This is a genomic window from Serratia sp. FGI94, assembly GCF_000330865.1.
GTDB classification, from domain to species: Bacteria; Pseudomonadota; Gammaproteobacteria; order Enterobacterales; family Enterobacteriaceae; genus Serratia_B; species Serratia_B rubidaea.
The window spans coordinates 2,005,965-2,022,347 of record NC_020064.1 but is presented as its reverse complement, the minus strand read 5'-3'; the positions used below and the strand labels follow the sequence as shown (position 1 = coordinate 2,022,347).

The 16,383-nt window shown below is 64.4% G+C and carries 15 protein-coding genes; 11 read left to right on the top strand and 4 right to left on the bottom strand.

All coding sequences use genetic code 11. From position 1 onward, the window contains the following. Positions 1-64 precede the first annotated feature (64 nt). The 8 genes from galB to D781_RS09180 all read left to right on the top strand — a co-directional run bounded on the left by galB (position 65) and on the right by D781_RS09180 (position 7,570). The gene (gene galB, locus D781_RS09215) at positions 65-805 is read left to right on the top strand and encodes a 4-oxalmesaconate hydratase (protein WP_015672048.1); all 741 of its coding nucleotides are present in this window, start codon (positions 65-67) and stop codon (positions 803-805) included. Next, positions 802-1,515, top strand: coding sequence for a 4-carboxy-4-hydroxy-2-oxoadipate aldolase/oxaloacetate decarboxylase (locus D781_RS09210; protein WP_015672047.1), 714 nt, complete (start codon positions 802-804; stop codon positions 1,513-1,515). Before galB ends, D781_RS09210 begins: the two co-directional genes overlap by 4 nt. A 1-nt stretch (position 1,516) precedes the next feature. Further along, the gene (locus D781_RS09205) at positions 1,517-2,596 is read left to right on the top strand and encodes a 4-oxalomesaconate tautomerase (protein WP_015672046.1); all 1,080 of its coding nucleotides are present in this window, start codon (positions 1,517-1,519) and stop codon (positions 2,594-2,596) included. Between the two features lie 13 nt (positions 2,597-2,609). Beyond that, positions 2,610-3,497, top strand: coding sequence for a DUF1932 domain-containing protein (locus tag D781_RS09200; protein ID WP_015672045.1), 888 nt, complete (start codon positions 2,610-2,612; stop codon positions 3,495-3,497). Positions 3,498-3,675: 178 nt separating this feature from the next. After that, positions 3,676-4,128, top strand: coding sequence for a heme-binding protein (locus D781_RS09195; RefSeq protein ID WP_051032625.1), 453 nt, complete (start codon positions 3,676-3,678; stop codon positions 4,126-4,128). A gap of 22 nt (positions 4,129-4,150) precedes the next feature. Then, positions 4,151-4,672: a sugar dehydrogenase complex small subunit gene (locus D781_RS09190; RefSeq protein WP_015672043.1), complete on the top strand. Its 522-nt coding sequence runs from the start codon at positions 4,151-4,153 to the stop codon at positions 4,670-4,672. Next, positions 4,665-6,281 carry a GMC family oxidoreductase gene (locus tag D781_RS09185; protein ID WP_015672042.1) on the top strand — a complete coding sequence of 539 codons (1,617 nt, stop codon included), beginning with the start codon at positions 4,665-4,667 and terminating at the stop codon, positions 6,279-6,281. Before D781_RS09190 ends, D781_RS09185 begins: the two co-directional genes overlap by 8 nt. Continuing rightward, positions 6,278-7,570, top strand: coding sequence for a cytochrome c (locus tag D781_RS09180; RefSeq protein WP_015672041.1), 1,293 nt, complete (start codon positions 6,278-6,280; stop codon positions 7,568-7,570). Before D781_RS09185 ends, D781_RS09180 begins: the two co-directional genes overlap by 4 nt. Positions 7,571-7,657: 87 nt before the next feature. Here the strand turns inward: D781_RS09180 and D781_RS09175 are convergent, their stop codons facing one another. After that, complete coding sequence (locus D781_RS09175) at positions 7,658-8,782, bottom strand: calcium-binding protein (RefSeq protein WP_015672040.1); 1,125 nt, start codon at positions 8,780-8,782, stop codon at positions 7,658-7,660. Positions 8,783-9,115: 333 nt separating this feature from the next. Between D781_RS09175 and D781_RS09170 the strand changes: the two genes are divergently transcribed. The 3 genes from D781_RS09170 to D781_RS09160 all read left to right on the top strand — a co-directional run bounded on the left by D781_RS09170 (position 9,116) and on the right by D781_RS09160 (position 13,268). Then, a complete protein-coding gene (locus D781_RS09170; RefSeq protein WP_015672039.1) occupies positions 9,116-10,426 on the top strand; it encodes an MFS transporter in 1,311 nt (436 codons plus the stop codon). Positions 10,427-10,578: 152 nt separating this feature from the next. Further along, positions 10,579-11,829 (top strand): MFS transporter, encoded by a 1,251-nt coding sequence (locus D781_RS09165; protein ID WP_051032624.1) that lies wholly within the window; start codon positions 10,579-10,581, stop codon positions 11,827-11,829. Further along, on the top strand, positions 11,826-13,268 hold the full coding sequence (locus tag D781_RS09160; RefSeq protein ID WP_015672037.1) for a glycoside hydrolase family 32 protein: 1,443 nt from the start codon (positions 11,826-11,828) through the stop codon (positions 13,266-13,268). Before D781_RS09165 ends, D781_RS09160 begins: the two co-directional genes overlap by 4 nt. A 36-nt stretch (positions 13,269-13,304) precedes the next feature. On the opposite strand, the gene D781_RS09155 is transcribed toward D781_RS09160, so the two are convergent. From D781_RS09155 to D781_RS09145, 3 genes are all read right to left on the bottom strand, one after another. Next, a complete protein-coding gene (locus D781_RS09155; RefSeq protein ID WP_015672036.1) occupies positions 13,305-14,306 on the bottom strand; it encodes a LacI family DNA-binding transcriptional regulator in 1,002 nt (333 codons plus the stop codon). An 81-nt stretch (positions 14,307-14,387) separates the two neighbouring features. Then, positions 14,388-14,948, bottom strand: coding sequence for a HutD family protein (locus tag D781_RS09150; RefSeq protein ID WP_015672035.1), 561 nt, complete (start codon positions 14,946-14,948; stop codon positions 14,388-14,390). Next, positions 14,948-16,318 carry a formimidoylglutamate deiminase gene (locus tag D781_RS09145; RefSeq protein WP_015672034.1) on the bottom strand — a complete coding sequence of 457 codons (1,371 nt, stop codon included), beginning with the start codon at positions 16,316-16,318 and terminating at the stop codon, positions 14,948-14,950. The genes D781_RS09150 and D781_RS09145 overlap by 1 nt, the downstream gene beginning before the upstream one ends. Positions 16,319-16,383: the final 65 nt, after the last annotated feature.

The window sequence follows — 16,383 nt, the reverse complement described above, 5'->3', positions numbered from 1 at the left end:
AATTATCCGCCGCAGCGGGAAACTGACAGCATGAGGTCATTCTAACCAGCCAAGGAATCCGAACATGAGTGAGATAACCGCAAACAAAACCGCCCTGGTGGTCAGCGCCCATTCCGCCGACTTCGTCTGGCGCGCCGGCGGCGCCATTGCGCTGCACGGCCAGCAGGGTTATCAGGTGCATATCGTCTGCCTGTCGTTCGGCGAACGCGGCGAATCCGCCAAACTGTGGCGCAAAGGCGCGATGACCGAGCAGAAAGTGAAGGCCGCCCGCCAGGAAGAGGCCTGCGCCGCTGCCGAGATCCTCGGCGCCAGCATTGAGTTCTTCGATCTGGGCGACTACCCGCTGCGCGCCGATAAAGAGCAGCTGTTCCGCCTGGCGGACGTATTCCGCCGGGTACAGCCGCACTTTGTGCTGACCCATTCACAAAAAGACCCGTACAACTACGACCACCCGCTGGCCTGCAACCTGACTCAGGAGGCGCGCATCATCGCGCAGGCGGAAGGCTACCGCCCGGGCGAACCGATCGTCGCCGCGCCGCCGGTGTATCTGTTTGAGCCGCACCAGCCGGAACAGTGCGAATGGAAACCGGACGTGCTGCTGGATATCACTTCGGTGTGGGATAAAAAGTATCAGGCCATTCAGTGCATGGCCGGTCAGGAACACCTGTGGGAATACTACACCCGCGTCGCCCAGCAGCGCGGCGTGCAGGCCAAGCGCAACGTCGGCATCGCCAGCGGTAAAAACATCGTGTATGGCGAAGGCTATCAGAGCATCTTCCCGCGGGTGACGGAGGATCTGGCATGAGCATCATCGGCAAGAAAGGCGTGGTGGTGCGCAATATTCCCCGCAGCAGCGACGACACGCTGACGGCGCTGGCGACGTTCGGCGTCGCGACGGTGCATGAGGCGCAGGGGCGCAAAGGGCTGCTCGACCCGGCCATCCGGCCGATTCAGCAGGACCGCGCCATCGCCGGCAACGCGGTCACCGTGCTGACGGCGCCGGGCGACAACTGGATGTTCCACGTGGCGGTGGAGCAGTGCCGGCCGGGGGATATCCTGGTGGTGGCGCCGACCTCGCCCTGCGTCGACGGCTACTTCGGCGATCTGCTGGCCACCTCGCTGCAGGCGTACGGCGTGCGCGGGCTGGTGGCGGACCTCGGGGTGCGCGACACCCGCACGCTGCGCGAAATGGGCTTTCCGGTCTGGTCGCGGGCGGTGTACGCACAGGGCACGGTCAAAGAGACGCTGGGCTCGGTCAACGTGCCGCTGGTGTGCGCCGGGCAGCTGATTTACCCGGGGGACGCGGTGATCGCCGACGATGACGGCGTGGTGGTCGTGCGCCATGCTGACGCCGAAGCGACGCTGGCGGCCAGCCGCCGCCGCGCCGATCTGGAGGAGAGCAAACGCCTGCGGATGGCCAGCGGTGAGCTGGGGCTGGATATCTACCAGATGCGCCCGCGGCTGGCGGAAAAGGGTCTGACCTACTACGACTCGCTGGATCAGCTGGAGGAGTAATATGCGTCAACGCCGAATCCCCTGCCTGCTGATGCGCGGCGGCACCTCAAAAGGCGCATTCTTTCTGGCGGACGACCTGCCGTCGCAACCGGCGGCGCGCGACCGCGCCCTGCTGGCGGCGATGGGTTCGCCGGATATCCGTCAGATCGACGGCCTCGGCGGCGGCGACCCGCTGACCAGCAAAGTGGCGATCGTCAGCCGCTCGCAGCGCGCGGACGCCGACGTCGACTATCTGTTCGCCCAGGTTAACGTTGACCGGCCGCTGGTGGATTACGGCCAGAACTGCGGCAATATTCTGGCGGCGGTCGGGCCGTTCGCCATCGAGCGCGGCCTGGTGGCCGCCGGCGCAGAATTTACCGAGGTGCGCATCTTTATGCAGAACACCGGCCAGGTGGCGGTGGCTCGCATCCCCACCCCGGACGGCGAGGTGCGCTACGACGGCGATCTGTCCATCGACGGCGTACCCGGCAGCGCCGCCGAAATCGTGCTGACCTTCCGCGATATCGCCGGCTCCAGCTGCGGCGCCCTGCTGCCCAGCGGCCGGGCCAGCGATCTGATTGACGGCGTGGCGGTCACCTGTATCGACAACGGCATGCCGGTGGTACTGCTGCGCGCCGCCGACCTCGGCCGCAGCGGCTACGAAAGCCGTGAACAGCTGGATGCCGATCAACAGCTCAAACAGCGGCTGGAGAGCATTCGCCTGCAGGCCGGCCCGCTGATGAACCTTGGCGACGTCAGCCAGCGCAGCGTGCCGAAGATGACCCTGCTGGCCGCGCCACGCGCCGGCGGCGCCATCAGCAGCCGCACCTTTATCCCCCACCGCTGCCACGCGTCGATCGGCGTGCTGGGCGCGGTCAGCGTCGCCAGCGGCTGCCTGCTGGCGGGCAGCGTGGCGCAGCCGCTGGCGCAGGTCGGCGACGGTGAGCAACAGCGCGTCAGCGTGGAGCATCCCAGCGGCGAATTCAGCGTGCTGCTGAGCCGCACGCCGGACGGTGAGCTGACGCAGGCCGGCCTGTTGCGCAGCGCCCGGCTGATTTTTGCCGGCGAAGTGTGCATTCCCGGCGCGGTCTGGCCGGCTTAAAATGGAGAACCCAATGACAACCTTTTCCCCACGGGTAGCGCTGATCGGCTTTGGCGAGGTCGGCGGCATTCTGGCCCAGGAACTTGGCGCCCAGGGCGCGCGCGTGACCGCCCATGACCGACAGATAACGCCGGCGATGATTGCCGCCGCCGAGCGCTGCGGCTGCCGGTTGGCCGAACGGCTACCGACGGCGCTGGCCGACGCCGAACTGATTTTTTCCGTCGTCACCGCCGGCAATACGCTGGCGGTCGCCGAGCAGTGCGCCCCGCTGTTGCACGCCGGCCAGTACTTTTTCGATCTGAACTCCGCCGCGCCCCATACCAAACGCGCCGCGGCGCAGGTCATCCAACGCGCCGGCGACGCGCGCTATGTCGAGGTGGCGGTGATGGCGCCGGTGCCGCCCAAACGGCTGCAAACGCCGCTGCTGCTTGGCGGTCCGGCGGCGGCCGAGGGCGGCGAACGGCTGCAGCGGCTGGGGTTTAACGCCAGCGTCTACAGCGAGCGCATCGGCGAAGCCTCGGCGATCAAAATGTGCCGCAGCGTGATGATCAAGGGGCTGGAGGCGCTGACCGTCGAATGCCTGCATGCCGCTCGGCGCTACGGCGTCGAACAGCCGGTGCTGGATTCACTGCATGCCAGCTTCCCGTCGCTGGGCTGGGACGACCGGCTGCCGCACTACCTGATTAGTCGGGTGGCGGAACACGGGCGACGCCGCGCCGAAGAGATGGGCGAAGTGGTGAAAACGCTGCAGGACGTCGGCGTGGAGCCGCACCAGAGCCGCGCCACGGTGCTCTCGCAGTTGGGGCTGGTTGAGGCGATGAAAGCGCAAGAAATCGGCTATTCGCAACTGGAACCTTTCGTTTGGCAACAGGCACTTGAGGCGATCTACGGCAAATTGTGATCGGTCTCTAATAACGGTTGGTTTTCGTTAACTTCACATTGTTAACAAACATGCAACGGAGTAAATTGAACCAAAAGGTACATAAAGCAGAGCGCGCGGGAAAATCACACCAGACGGCTACGCCCGCGCGCTCAGGTTGATTCTCTATCAGCACTGGAAAAACACCGTAATGAAAAAAATGCTTCTGTTAACCGCCGCGCTGCTCACTGTCAGCGCCGGCCACGCCGTGGCGGCTGCCGCCGCGCCGCTGACCAACCAGCAGGCCAATCAGCTGATCGACAACGTGCGCCACAGCCTGCAGGCGCAGCACAGCACCGGCTGCATCGCCGTGGTGGACCGCGCCGGCCTGCTGCTGGCCTTCCAGCGTTTCGACGGCGCACCGCTCGGCTGCGTGGACGCCGCGCTCGGCAAAGCACGCACCTCCGCCCTGTACCGCACGCCTTCACTGAAATTTATGCAACGCCTGCAAAACGGCGAAACCACCGTCCTCGCCATCCCGCATGCGCTGGCGCTCGGCGGCGGCTACCCGCTGACGCGTGACGACGACGTGGTCGGCGCAATCGGCGTCAGCACGCCAAAGCAAGAGCTGGATAATCAGGCGTCGCAAACCGCCGCCGCTACCCTGCAGTAACCCCCTGCCAGAAGGAATTTTTATGTTCGCTATTTCACGCCGCCGGCTGGTGCTCGGCTCGGCGGGGTTGCTGGCGGCCGGCGCCCTCGCTCAGAACCTGTTGGGGCGCGCCGCGCTGGCGGCCCCTGACGCCGCGCCGACGCCGGGTAATTTCTTCGCCGTTTCCCGCGCCCTGACCGGTATGCCGCTGCCCGACCCGCAGCTGGCGCAGCGGCTGTATCAGGCCCTGCTGCCGCGTTTCCCGCAGCTCAACCCGCTGCTTGACGCGCTGGCGACGCTGCTGCAACGGCATGACGTCCAGGACGGCGCGGCCCTGCAGCGGCAGCTGGCCCAGCACGCCGCCCCGCTGACGCAGCTGTATCACGCGTTAATCAGCGGCTGGTATCTCGGCGTGATCGGCGATGCCGACCACCCCGAGTGCATCGCCTTCGAAAATATCGTCAGCTATCAACTGGTGCACGATTCGTTAATGCCCCCCAGCTATTGTCCGGGTGAGCCCAACTTCTGGGTCCGGCCGCCGCAGAAGGAGAGTAACCATGTCTGATTCATTAAGCGCCGATGTGGTGGTGATCGGCGCCGGCATCGCCGGTTCGCTGGCGGCGCTAAAGATGGCGCAGGCCGGCGCCTCGGTGCTGATGCTGGAGTCCGGCCCGGAGATCAAGCGCGATCACGCGGTGGCGCTGTTTCGCGATTCGCCGTTTAAAGGCGACTTTACCGAACCGTTTCCGCCGCAGCCCTGGGCGCCGCAGCCCAAGTTCATCCCGCACGATAACAACTACCTGATCCAGAAAGGGCCGGATCCCTATCGCGCCCAGTATCTGCGCGGCATCGGCGGCACCACCTGGCACTGGGCCGGCCAGGCGTTCCGCCTGCTGCCGAACGATATGCGCCTGCAGAGCCTGTACGGCGTCGGGCGCGACTGGCCGATCGGCTACGCCGATCTGGAGCCTTATTACTGCGAAGCCGAATACCAGATGGGGGTTTCCGGCGACAGCGATCTGGATTCGCCGCGTTCGCGCCCTTACCCGCTACCGGGGATCCCGCTACCCTACGGGTTTGAGCGGATTAAACAGCGCGTCGCCGGGCTGGGCTACGAGGTCGGCATCGGCCCGCAGGCGCGCAACAGCATAGCCTACGACGGCCGCCCGGCCTGCTGCGGCAATAACAACTGTATGCCGGTCTGCCCGATCGACGCCCAGTATCACGGCGGCATCTCCGCACGCAAGGCGCTGGAAGCCGGCGTGCGCATCGTCGCTAATGCGGTGGTGTACCGCATTGAGGCCGATGACAAAGGCAACATCGTGGCGGTGCACTATCTGGACCGTAATAAACACAGCCACCGGGTCAGCGGCAAACGCTTTGTTCTGACCGCCAACGGTATTGAAAGCCCGAAAATCCTGCTGCTGTCGAGCAGCGAGCGCTATCGCCACGGCATCGCCAACAGCTCCGGCATGGTGGGCCGCAATCTGATGGACCATCCGGGCAGTTCGGTGGAGTTCTACGCCGACGAGCCGGTGTGGTTCGGCCGCGGGCCGATGCGCCCCGGCAGCATCAACAACCTGCGCGACGGCGCGTTCCGGGCGCAGCGTTCGGCGCTGCGGGTCGATCTGGCCAACACCTCGCCGGTACGCTACCTCACCGAACGTCTGATCCGTCAGGGCTATTACGGCAAGGCGCTGAATGACAAGCTGGCGTTCCAGTCTGCGCACTATGTACAGCTGAAATGCCTGCTGGAGATGCTGCCCGAGCCGGAAAACCGCGTGCAGCTGAGCACTACCGAGAAAGACGCCTGGGGCATTCCCAAACTGGAGGTCTACTACCGCTTCCCGGAGTATGTGCACCGCGGTTACGACCAGTCGATGCTCGACTTCCGGCACATCGTTAAACAGATGGGCGGCAGCGAGGCGGTATACAGCCAGCGCGGCGTCTATGACAACAATCAGCACATCACCGGCACGATGATTATGGGGCGCGACCCGCGTGATTCGGTGGTTGACGGCGACTGCCGCAGCCACGATCACCCCAACCTGTTTATCGCCGGCACCGGTATTATGCCCTCCGCCTCAACGGTCAACTCGACGCTGACCGGCGTGGCGCTGGCGCTGCGCATGGCGGACAGCGTTCTGGGCAGTCTGCAGGGGGGCATGGCATGAACAAGAAAACGCTACTGGCGCTGATGCTGACCGCCGCGCCGCTGTGGGCGCACGGCGACCAAGCGCTGATCAAACGCGGAGAATATCTGGCGCGCGCCGCCGACTGCACCGCCTGCCATACCGCGCCGGGCGGCCCGGCGTTTGGCGGCGGCTATCCGGTCAGCACGCCGTTCGGCGTGATTTACGGCAGCAATATCTCCTCCGACCGGCAGTTCGGCATCGGCAACTGGAGCGACGATGAATTTGTCGCGGCGGTGCGCGACGGCGTGGGTAAAAACGGTCAGCAACTCTACCCGGCGATGCCGTACGACGCCTTTACCAAAATGAAGCGCGACGACGTGCTGGCCATCAAGGCCTACCTGCTGGCGCAGCCGGCGGTGCACCAGGCGACGCCGCGCACCGATCTGGCTTTCCCGTTCAACCAGCGCTGGGGCATGCGGCTGTGGAAGCTGTTTAACTTCAGCGCCGGCGAACTGCAGCCGGATCCAGCCAAAAGCGACCAATGGAACCGCGGCCGTTACCTGGTGGAGGCGCTGGCGCACTGCGGTACCTGTCATACGCCGCGCACCCTCACCATGGGGATGGACGAGGACAACGCCTTTGCCGGCGGCGATCTCGGCGGCTGGACGGCGTACAACATCACGCCGGATCAACGCGCCGGCATCGGCAGCTGGTCGCAGCAGGAGTTGGTCGATTACCTGAAAACCGGCAACGTTGCCGGCCGCGCCTCGGCCGCCGGGCCGATGGCGGAGGCTATCGAGCATAGCCTGCAATACCTGCCGGACGGCGATCTGCACGCCATGGCGAGCTATCTGCGCAGCGTGAAGCCCATCGCCGACGACGCGCAGAGCAAGGCCCGCGACGCCTGGGGGCGGCCGACGCAGGACTACCTGGCGCTGCGCGGCGCCAGCGCTGAGGACGCCTCTGGCGCGGCGCTGTTCAACCGCCACTGCGCCAGCTGCCACGGCGCCGACGGCGCCGGCAAGGGAAACGGCTTTAATGCCTATCCGTCGCTGCTGCGCCACGGCAGCACCGGCGCGGCGGACAATAAAAATCTGGTGGCGGTGATCCTCGGCGGCGTACGGCGCCATATGCAGCAGGGTGAGATCCTGATGCCGGCCTTCGCCGGCGAACTGAAGGACGACGAAGTGGCAACGCTGAGCAACTACGTCAACCGCCAGTTCGGCAACCCGGCGGCGGCCAACGCCAGCGCCAAACAGGTCGCGCGCCAGCGGCAGGACGCCGGGCTGCCGCAGCCGCCGACGGTGCTGCAGGGCGACCGGCCATAACCCCTGCATTTCTGCGCCCCCTCAACCGGAGGGGGCCAGAATTACCGTGGCGATCGCCATCCATGCCATGTTGCATGCCCTACACATTCAAAGTATGAAGGCCTCTTGCGTCAGTTCTTGCGTCACGCCGACAAGTTGAATTTGAAACAGCTCCGCACTCGGTTCAACGAAGGGATCCACTTCAACGTTGGTGCCTTCTGCCGTATGCTCCAGCCGCACTTCCTTGCCATTGCCGCTGAACGGCTGATAGCCGATAAAGGTCAGGTCGCTGTCTACCTCCCAGCCGATCAAGTTGTCATAGTATTCATAACCGCTCTCATTGAGCTCACGGAGGTTAATCTTATCTTGTTCCTGCTCGTTGAAGGTGAAATCGGTGATAATGTCGGGATCTTTAGCGCTGGTTGCGCCAACCCACTCATATAAAAAGACATCATTGCCGCTACCGCCGGTCAGCGTATCACCACCGGACGAGGAAGAGAGCAGCAAATCATTGCCGGCCCCGCCGTCGAGATTAAAATGGGTGCCTAACTGGCCAATGTTATAGCCGGGGAACGGCTCATTCACGATATAAATTTTATCGTCCCCGTCATCACCGTATAAACGCCCGTTATCCGTGGGTGTCTGCAGCAAGAGTTCGACGCTAATCAGATCGTTGCCTTCATCGCCATGCACCAGATTGTTCTCACCCATCGGCTTTATCCAATCATCGCCGGCGCCGCCGTAGATGACATCGTCTTCCGGCATAATCTCTCTTGGGGGATCGTCGATGCCATAATGAATCCCCCAGTATATGTTGTAGTTAAAATCGATGCGGTCATTGCCATCGCCGCCAAACACCGTGTTGTGCCCATGAACATCCAGCCCGGCGTCGACCCGGTCATCCCCGTCGCCCATAAAGATCGTGCTGCTCTCGGTCATGCGCAGAGAGTCGTTGCCCGCGCCGGCAAAAACCGTTGCGTTATCGCCGGTGTAAATTTCATCGTCACCGTCGCCGGCAAATACCGTATCGGCATCATTTTCCGGCGTATTAAGTTTGATAATGTCATTCCCGGCAAAACCAAACACCCAATCCTTACCGTTACTTCCTTTCAGGAGATCATCGCCTCCGGTACCCAGGATAATATTGGGTAGTTGCGGTAATAATGCGCCGATACCCTGGCTGAGCGCATTATTCTCCTGCCAGGGCAAGGTGGTTAATTTCAGATTATTCATACCGATACCTTTATGCATTCAGATAAGGTTATGAGGTATTCTCCCGCATGGCGCACTGGCCCAAGCACGCCCCACAGCATGCAGGTGGATCCTCTGCTCACGCTTCTCCATAGAGATAGGGTATAACCCAATCTGTACACAAAATAAACTAACCGCCCTGCCAGTTTGCCACCCCGAGCACATCATCACTCCTTAACTGCCGCTGTTTGCTCTACTTTTCCGCGGCTACCGTTTCCTTGATCACGATCCGGACAATCCATTGTCAGCCTGCCGACAAAACGTGCAATCATTGAGTCATAGCGTTTCCCCCGATGATTCAGGTTAAGGAACAGCATGACAGCACACTCCGCCGTGATAGACAGCCGCCGTTCACGTCAGGCGCTGCTGGCCGGTTCGGTCGGCAACTTTATTGAGTGGTACGAATTTGGCGTCTACGGCTTTCTGGCCACGGTGATCGCCGCCAACTTCTTCACCCTGCAGGGCGAAAACGCCGTCACCAGCCTGATCCTGGCCTACGCCGCCTTTGCGCTGGCGTTTTTCTGCCGCCCCATCGGCGCGGTGATCTTTGGCCGCATCGGCGACCGGATTGGCCGACGGCCGACGCTGATCGTGGTGGTGTTGCTGATGACGCTGACCACCGCGCTGATCGGCGTGATGCCGACCTACGCCTCGATCGGCGTCGCCGCCCCGCTGCTGCTGACGCTGCTGCGCATGCTGCAGGGGCTGTCCGCCGGCGGCGAGTTCGGCGGTGCGGTGGCGCTGATGACCGAGTTCGCTCCGCCCGGCAAGCGCGGCCGCTTCGGCGCCTGGCAGTCGCTGACCGTCGCGTTCGGACTGCTGGCGGGCGCCGGGCTGGTGGCGCTGCTCAGCGCGCTGCTCACCGTCGAGCAGCTGCACGACTGGGGCTGGCGCATCCCGTTCCTGCTGGCGCTGCCGCTCGGCGCACTGGCGCTGTGGCTGCGGCTGAAACTGGAGGAGACGCCCAGCTTCACTCAGGCGCAGCAGCAGCCTGCCGCCGCTGAACGTCCGGCCGCGGCCGCACCGCTCGCCGTGGCCAAAACCATTGCCGTCGGCATTGGCCGGATGATGGGCTGGTCGGCCGCCGGCTACACCTTTCTGGTGGTGATGCCCGCCTACCTGCAAACCTCGCTGCACGCCACGCTGCAACAGGCGCTGGCGGCCACCGTGCTGGCCAACGTCGGCTTTGCCCTGACCATTCTGCCCGCCGGCATCCTCAGCGATCGGCTGGGGCGCAAAACGGTGATGGTCGGCGCAATCAGCGCGGTGATCCTGTTTACCTTCCCGCTGTTGCATCTGCTGCAGGACGCCGAGGCGGCGCTGTGGCAAAAAGGCGCGGCGGTGCTGGTGGCCGGGGCGGTGGTCGGGCTGCTGGCCGGCCCCGGGCCGGCGATGCTGGCGGAAATGTTCCCCACCAGGGTGCGCTATACCGGGCTGGGGCTGGCCTATTCGCTCTCCAATGCGGTGTTCTCCGGCTCCGCCGGGCTGATTATTACCGGCCTGATCCGCGAAACCGGCAATATCGATATGCCGGCCTATTACGTGGTGGCCGCTTCGCTGGTCAGCCTGCTGGCGCTGATGACGCTGCGGCGCGACGACCATCTGCGGCCGCTCGACGCGGCCTGACCTCCCCGCCCGACGCACGTGATAGCGATCACAGCGTCAAAATGTTAACGTTAACTTTTGTGATTAACATCGCAATCATCACCGAAGGTGACTTCCAACCGGCAAAAGTTAACGTTAACAATCAGGCTATCTTCCTCTACCAGGGCATCATCGTGAACCGCAAAACAAAAAAATATTACCTTCTGCTGAGTGGCCTGCTGTTCTTCTTTTTCTTTACCTGGTCATCCAGCTTTTCGCTGATTTCGCTGTGGCTGAACCAAAAGATCGGCCTGAAAGGCGCAGAAACCGGGCTGATCTTCTCTGCAATCTCACTGGTGGCGCTGTGCGCCCAGCCGCTGTACGGGTTTATTCAGGATAAGCTCGGCCTGCGCAAACATCTGCTGCAGTACCTCGGCGTGATGCTGCTGCTGACCGGCCCGTTCTTTATCTATGTCTACGCCCCGCTGCTGGCGAGCAACCTGCTGCTGGGGGCGCTGGTCGGCGGCGTGTTTATCGGCGCCACCTTCTTCGCCGGCATCGGCGCGCTGGAGTCCTATACCGAGCGCGTCAGCCGCATCGTCGGCTTCGAATTCGGCCGCGCCCGCATGTGGGGCTCGCTCGGCTGGGCCAGCGCCACCTTTCTGGCCGGCTTTCTTTTTAATATCAACCCGAACATCAATTTCTGGTTGGCGTCGGCGTCCGCGGTGGTGTTCCTGCTGCTGCTCAGCCAGGTACGCGAGCTGAAGGCCAACGCCATGGCCGAGCTGGAGTACGGTAAAGCAGAAAACCTGCGGCTGCAGGACGCCGTGGCGCTGCTGCGCCTGCCCGGCTTCTGGGCGCTGGTGATTTTCGTTCTCGGCATCAGCGTATATAACGTATTCGACCAGCAGTTTTCGGTCTACTTCGCCGCCCAGTTCGCCACGCCGCAGCAGGGCAATGAGATGTACGGTTTTCTTAACTCGCTGCAGGTGTTTCTGGAGGCCGGCGGCATGTTTTTAGCGCCGCTGCTGGTTAACCGCATCGGCGCCAAACAGGGGCTGCTGCTGGCGGGCGCCGTCATGGCGCTGCGCATGGTCGGCTCCGGCCTGGTCAGCGGCGCGCTGCTGATCTCGCTGATGAAGCTGCTGCACGCCGTTGAGCTGCCGATCCTGCTGATCGCCATTTTCAAATATATCGCCACGCGTTTCGACAGCCGCCTCTCCTCCACGCTGTATCTGGTGGGGTTCCAGTTTATTACCCAGGTGATGGCCAGCTTCCTGTCGCCGCTGGCCGGTTACGGCTATGACCGCATCGGCTTTGCCGATACCTATCTGCTGATGGGCTGTGCGGTGGCGGCCACCACCCTGCTCTCCTGCTGGCTGCTGCGCGGCGAAACTGCCGGCGGCAAGCACAACATTCATCCTTTAAGCGAGCCAAGCCAATGAAAGAACTTTTAGCCCAGGCCGACCACGCCGTAGAAAAGCTGCGCGCCGCGCGTCAGGACGACCTGTACCCGCGTTTCCACCTGGCCGCGCAGGCCGGCTGGATTAACGACCCCAACGGACTGATTTGCATCGACGGGGTGTACCACGCGTTTTATCAGCACCACCCCTTCGATGAGCACTGGGGGCCGATGCACTGGGGGCACGCCACCAGCCGCGATCTGGTGCACTGGCAGCATCAGCCGATCGCGCTGGCGCCCGGCGACGCCGACGACCGCGACGGCTGTTTCTCCGGCTGCGCGGTCGATGATTACGGCGTGCTGACGCTGCTGTATACCGGCCACGTCTGGCTCGGCGAGCCGGGCGACGACTCGCAGCTGCGCGAGGTGCAGTGTCTGGCCACCAGCGAGGACGGCATCCATTTCACCAAGCATGGTGCGGTACTGACGCCGCCGGAAGGCATTATGCACTTCCGCGATCCGAAAGTGTGGCAACAGGACGGGCAGTGGTGGATGGTCATCGGCGCCAAAGAGGACGATCTGGGTCAGGTGCGGCTGTACCGTTCCGACGATCTGCGTAACTGGCGCTTTGAACGGGTGCTGGCCGCCGCCGAGCACGCCCGGCAGGGCTATATGTGGGAGTGCCCGGACTTCTTCCCGCTGGGGGAACGCCAACTGCTGGTCTTTTCGCCGCAGGGGCTGGCGGCGCAGGGCTACCGCTATCGCAACCGCTTCCAGAGCGGCTACCTGCTCGGCAACTGGCAGCCGGACGGCGCATTCACGGTCACCCAGCCGTTTAGCGAGCTGGACGCCGGGCATGATTTTTACGCGCCGCAGACCTTCACCGCCGCCGACGGCCGTCGCCTGCTGTTCGGCTGGATGGATATGTGGGAGTCGCCGATGCCCAGCAAGGCGCACGGCTGGGCCGGTGCGCTGACGCTGCCGCGTGAACTGTCGCTCGGCGCCGACGGCCAGGTGCGTATGCAGCCGGCGCGCGAACTGACGGCGCTGCGCGGCGCCGTACGCCAGTTTGACGCCGTGCGCTGCCGCAACCAGCGGCTGCCGCTGGGGGATGAGCTGCACGAACTGCAGCTGACGCTGGATACGGCCGACAGCGACGCCGAACGCTACGGCATCAGCCTGGGCGGCGCGGCACGGCTGTATGTGGATAATCAGGCGCACCGGCTGGTGCTTGAGCGGTTCAGCGACGATCCGGCGCTGTGCGGTTGCCGCAGCGTGCCGCTGCCCGCCGGCGTATCTTTGCAGCTGCGGCTGTTTATCGATCGTTCTTCACTGGAGGTGTTCGTCAACGACGGCGAGGCCTGCCTGACCAGCCGCATCTACCCGCTGGACGGCGACCGCCGGCTGAACCTGTTTGCCGAAGGCGGCGCGGCGTACTTCAGCGCGATCGCCGGCTGGACGCTGGACAGCATCTGGCGCTAACCCTTACGGCCCGGTGCGCCGGGCCGCACAGCCAACCTACAGCGACGCGCGCAGCAGCAGGGGACACGGCACCTTGACGCTCTCAAGGTGCTCGCGCTGTTCGATCAGGTGCAGCGCCGCCTGACGGCCCAGCTCGTAATGCGGCAGTTGCACGGTGGTGAGCGGCGGCTGGAACAGATCGCCAATCCCCACCATGTTGTCATACCCCAGCACCGCCACCTGCTGCGGGATGCGCCACCCCTGCGCCAGCAGCGTCTGATACACCAGAAACGCCACCCGGTCGTTACCGCACACCACCACATCGCACTCCTGCCGCCCGGGCGAAAAATGGCGCGCCAGCAGCTCGACGCAGTCGCGGTAATGCTCATCGCCGCCGCTCAGGTTGAGGTGATACTGGCGCAGCTGCGCGATGTCGCCGCCGCCGTCCCGCCAGGCGCGCTCCAGCCCGCGCCGGCGCAGCACCGCCGCCGGCACGTCTTCCGGCAGGTAGATGCACAGCGGCGCGCGGTAGCCTTTGGCGATCAGCGCGCGCGCCGCGTCATACTGCCCTTGCTCATCATCAGGGATATAGCTGGCGATGCGCTGCGTGCGGCTGAAACAGTTGGCCAGCACCAGCCGCTTATCCAGCAGCTTGGCCGGCAGCGTGACCTGACGCAGCCCCATGGCGGTGAAAATCACGCCGTCCGGCCGGTGCGCCAGCAGCAGATCCACCGTATGCTCCGCCGATTCATCGTCAAACAGGTTGACGACAAAGCTGTTCCAGCCGTGTTCGCGCGCGGTTTTTTCTATCGACAGGATCATTTCGACCGAGAACGGCGTGGTGGCGGTATCCAGCGCCAGCACGCCGATGGTCTGCACCCGGCCGCCGTCGCCGCGGATACGGCGGGCGGCCAGATCCGGCACATAGTCCAGTTGATCGATAGCCTGCTTTACCCGGCGGTAGGTTTCCGCCCGCAGTTTATCGGGTTCGTTGATGGCGCGGGACACCGTCATCAACGACACCCCGGCCAATTTTGCAACGTCTTTCAGCGAAGCCATGTATCCTTCTCTGTCCTGACGGGGAACATCCCCCCAAGACCCCGCATAATCCCATAACTCAGCCGCAGAGACTACCGGCGTTTACAGCCGGCTGAGATCGGCCCACAGCGCCAGCGCATCGTCGCTCTGCGGCACCGCCGACCCGCCCTGGGCGCCCTCCGGCCACCAGCCGCCCTGCCGGACGCCGAGCCGGACATCCGCCGGCAGCCGCCAGTCGCCGCGCAGCACGTACCAGACGCCGGCCTGGCCGGCCGGCAGCTCGCACGCCGCCGTCTGCCGACGCACCGTGGCGCGCCAGCGTCCGCGCCGGGTCATAATATTGAAATCCTGGCTGACGCCCCCCAGCAGCTGCGCCTGCAGCGCCACATCGCCGGAGAAGGCGAAGGGTTCGCCCGGCATCACCAGCCGGTGGTCGATGCCGTCGCCGACCAGCCGCACGCCGTCGCCCTCCAGCAGGGTAATCGAGCGGTCGATACCGTCGAAGGCGGAAAATGGCCCGTCCTGTGCGATGGTGGCGATGCTGGCCCGCCAGTCGAAGTTCGCGCCCTCCGCCGGCTGGCAGACAATTTCACGCGTCTCGCCGCCGCCGTTGCGCCACGGGCTGACCGGCAGCGAGGCAAAATCAAAACGGTTAATCTGCATCACGCCTCCTGCTGGAAGGTTTTCAGCACCTGCATAAACGCGGCGCGGCTCTGCTGCTGCAGCGCATGGCACCCCTGCTCAATCACCTGTTTGCCGGCGACAAACACGTCGCGGATCTGCGCCTTGCCGCCGGCAAACAGCCAGCGGTTGAGGATTGCCGCGTCCGGCGCCGCCGCCAGATAGGGATCGTCGCCGTCCAACACCAGCCAGTCGGCGCGGTAGCCGCTCTGCAGACGGCCGATCGGCGCGCCGCAGGCCTGAGCGCCCCCTTGCAGCGCCTGCTGATACAGCACATCGCCCACCGACGACTGAGCCGCCGTGGTCAGGCGGTTGCGGCGCTGGTCGCGCAGCCGCTGGCCATATTCAAACCAGCGCAGCTCTTCCACCACGTTCAGCGAGACGTGGCTGTCCGAGCCGATGCCCCAGCGCCCCTGACGCTGCAGATAGGCGTCGCCGGGGAAGATGCCGTCGCCCAGGTTGGCCTCGGTGGTCAGGCACAGCCCCGCCACCGCCCGGCTGTGCGCCAGCTGCTCCAGCTCGGCGTTATCCAGATGGGTGGCGTGCACCAGACACCAGCGGCTGTCGACCGGCAGGTGTTCATACAGCCACGCCACCGGACGCTGGCCGCTCCACTGCAGACAGTCGTTCACTTCTTTTTGCTGTTCGGCGATATGAATATGCACCGGCAGCGTGCGGTCGGCCTGCGCCAGCACCTGCTGCATCTGCGTCAGCTCCACCGCGCGCAGCGAATGGAAGCACACCCCCTGATTCTGCAGCGGCATCTCCGCCAGCTGGCGGGCGATGATCTGCTGCTGGGCCAGGTAGCCGTCCACATCCTGGATAAAGCGCCGCTGCCCCGCCTGCGCCGGCTGCGCGCCGAAGCCGGCGTAGCTGTACAGCACCGGCAGCAGCGTCATGCCGATGCCCGCCTGCTGCGCGGCGCGGCTGAGGCGGCCGGTCATTTCGCCGCGGTCGGCGTACGGCTTGCCGTCGGCGTCATGATGCAGATAATGGAACTCCGCCACTTGGGTGTAGCCGCCCTGCAACATTTCGATATACAGTTGGCGGGCGATGATTTCGACCTGCTCCGGCGTCAGGAGCTGCACCAGGCGGTACATCAGATCGCGCCAGGTCCAGAAACTGTCCTGCGGATCGCCCGCCACTTCGGCCAGCCCCGCCATCACCCGCTGAAACGCGTGCGAGTGCAGGTTCGGCATGCCGGGCACCACGTCGCCATGCAGCAGCGCGCAGCCTTCTGGGCTGGCATCCGGGGTAACCTGGGTAAGAAAACCGTGAGCGTCGACGTCCAGCCGGACGGCGTGCGCCCAGCCGGTGGGAAGCAGTGCGCGTTTAGCGTAGTAAGCAGGCATAGCAGTATTCCAACGTTGGTGTGACGGCGAAAGCGCGCGGCGCGCGCACAGGTAAATGTTTCAAG

Excerpts from the sequence above, each read along its gene's own strand:
- D781_RS09175 (WP_015672040.1), bottom strand. The coding sequence starts at position 8,782 with ATGAATAATCTGAAATTAACCACCTTGCCCTGGCAGGAGAATAATGCG.
- D781_RS09145 (WP_015672034.1), bottom strand. The coding sequence starts at position 16,318 with ATGCCTGCTTACTACGCTAAACGCGCACTGCTTCCCACCGGCTGGGCG.
- D781_RS09180 (WP_015672041.1), top strand. The coding sequence starts at position 6,278 with ATGAACAAGAAAACGCTACTGGCGCTGATGCTGACCGCCGCGCCGCTG.
- D781_RS09205 (WP_015672046.1), top strand. The coding sequence starts at position 1,517 with ATGCGTCAACGCCGAATCCCCTGCCTGCTGATGCGCGGCGGCACCTCA.
- D781_RS09160 (WP_015672037.1), top strand. The coding sequence starts at position 11,826 with ATGAAAGAACTTTTAGCCCAGGCCGACCACGCCGTAGAAAAGCTGCGC.
- galB (WP_015672048.1), top strand. The coding sequence starts at position 65 with ATGAGTGAGATAACCGCAAACAAAACCGCCCTGGTGGTCAGCGCCCAT.
- D781_RS09150 (WP_015672035.1), bottom strand. The coding sequence starts at position 14,948 with ATGCAGATTAACCGTTTTGATTTTGCCTCGCTGCCGGTCAGCCCGTGG.
- D781_RS09210 (WP_015672047.1), top strand. The coding sequence starts at position 802 with ATGAGCATCATCGGCAAGAAAGGCGTGGTGGTGCGCAATATTCCCCGC.
- D781_RS09190 (WP_015672043.1), top strand. The coding sequence starts at position 4,151 with ATGTTCGCTATTTCACGCCGCCGGCTGGTGCTCGGCTCGGCGGGGTTG.
- D781_RS09195 (WP_051032625.1), top strand. The coding sequence starts at position 3,676 with ATGCTTCTGTTAACCGCCGCGCTGCTCACTGTCAGCGCCGGCCACGCC.
- D781_RS09185 (WP_015672042.1), top strand. The coding sequence starts at position 4,665 with ATGTCTGATTCATTAAGCGCCGATGTGGTGGTGATCGGCGCCGGCATC.
- D781_RS09170 (WP_015672039.1), top strand. The coding sequence starts at position 9,116 with ATGACAGCACACTCCGCCGTGATAGACAGCCGCCGTTCACGTCAGGCG.
- D781_RS09155 (WP_015672036.1), bottom strand. The coding sequence starts at position 14,306 with ATGGCTTCGCTGAAAGACGTTGCAAAATTGGCCGGGGTGTCGTTGATG.
- D781_RS09200 (WP_015672045.1), top strand. The coding sequence starts at position 2,610 with ATGACAACCTTTTCCCCACGGGTAGCGCTGATCGGCTTTGGCGAGGTC.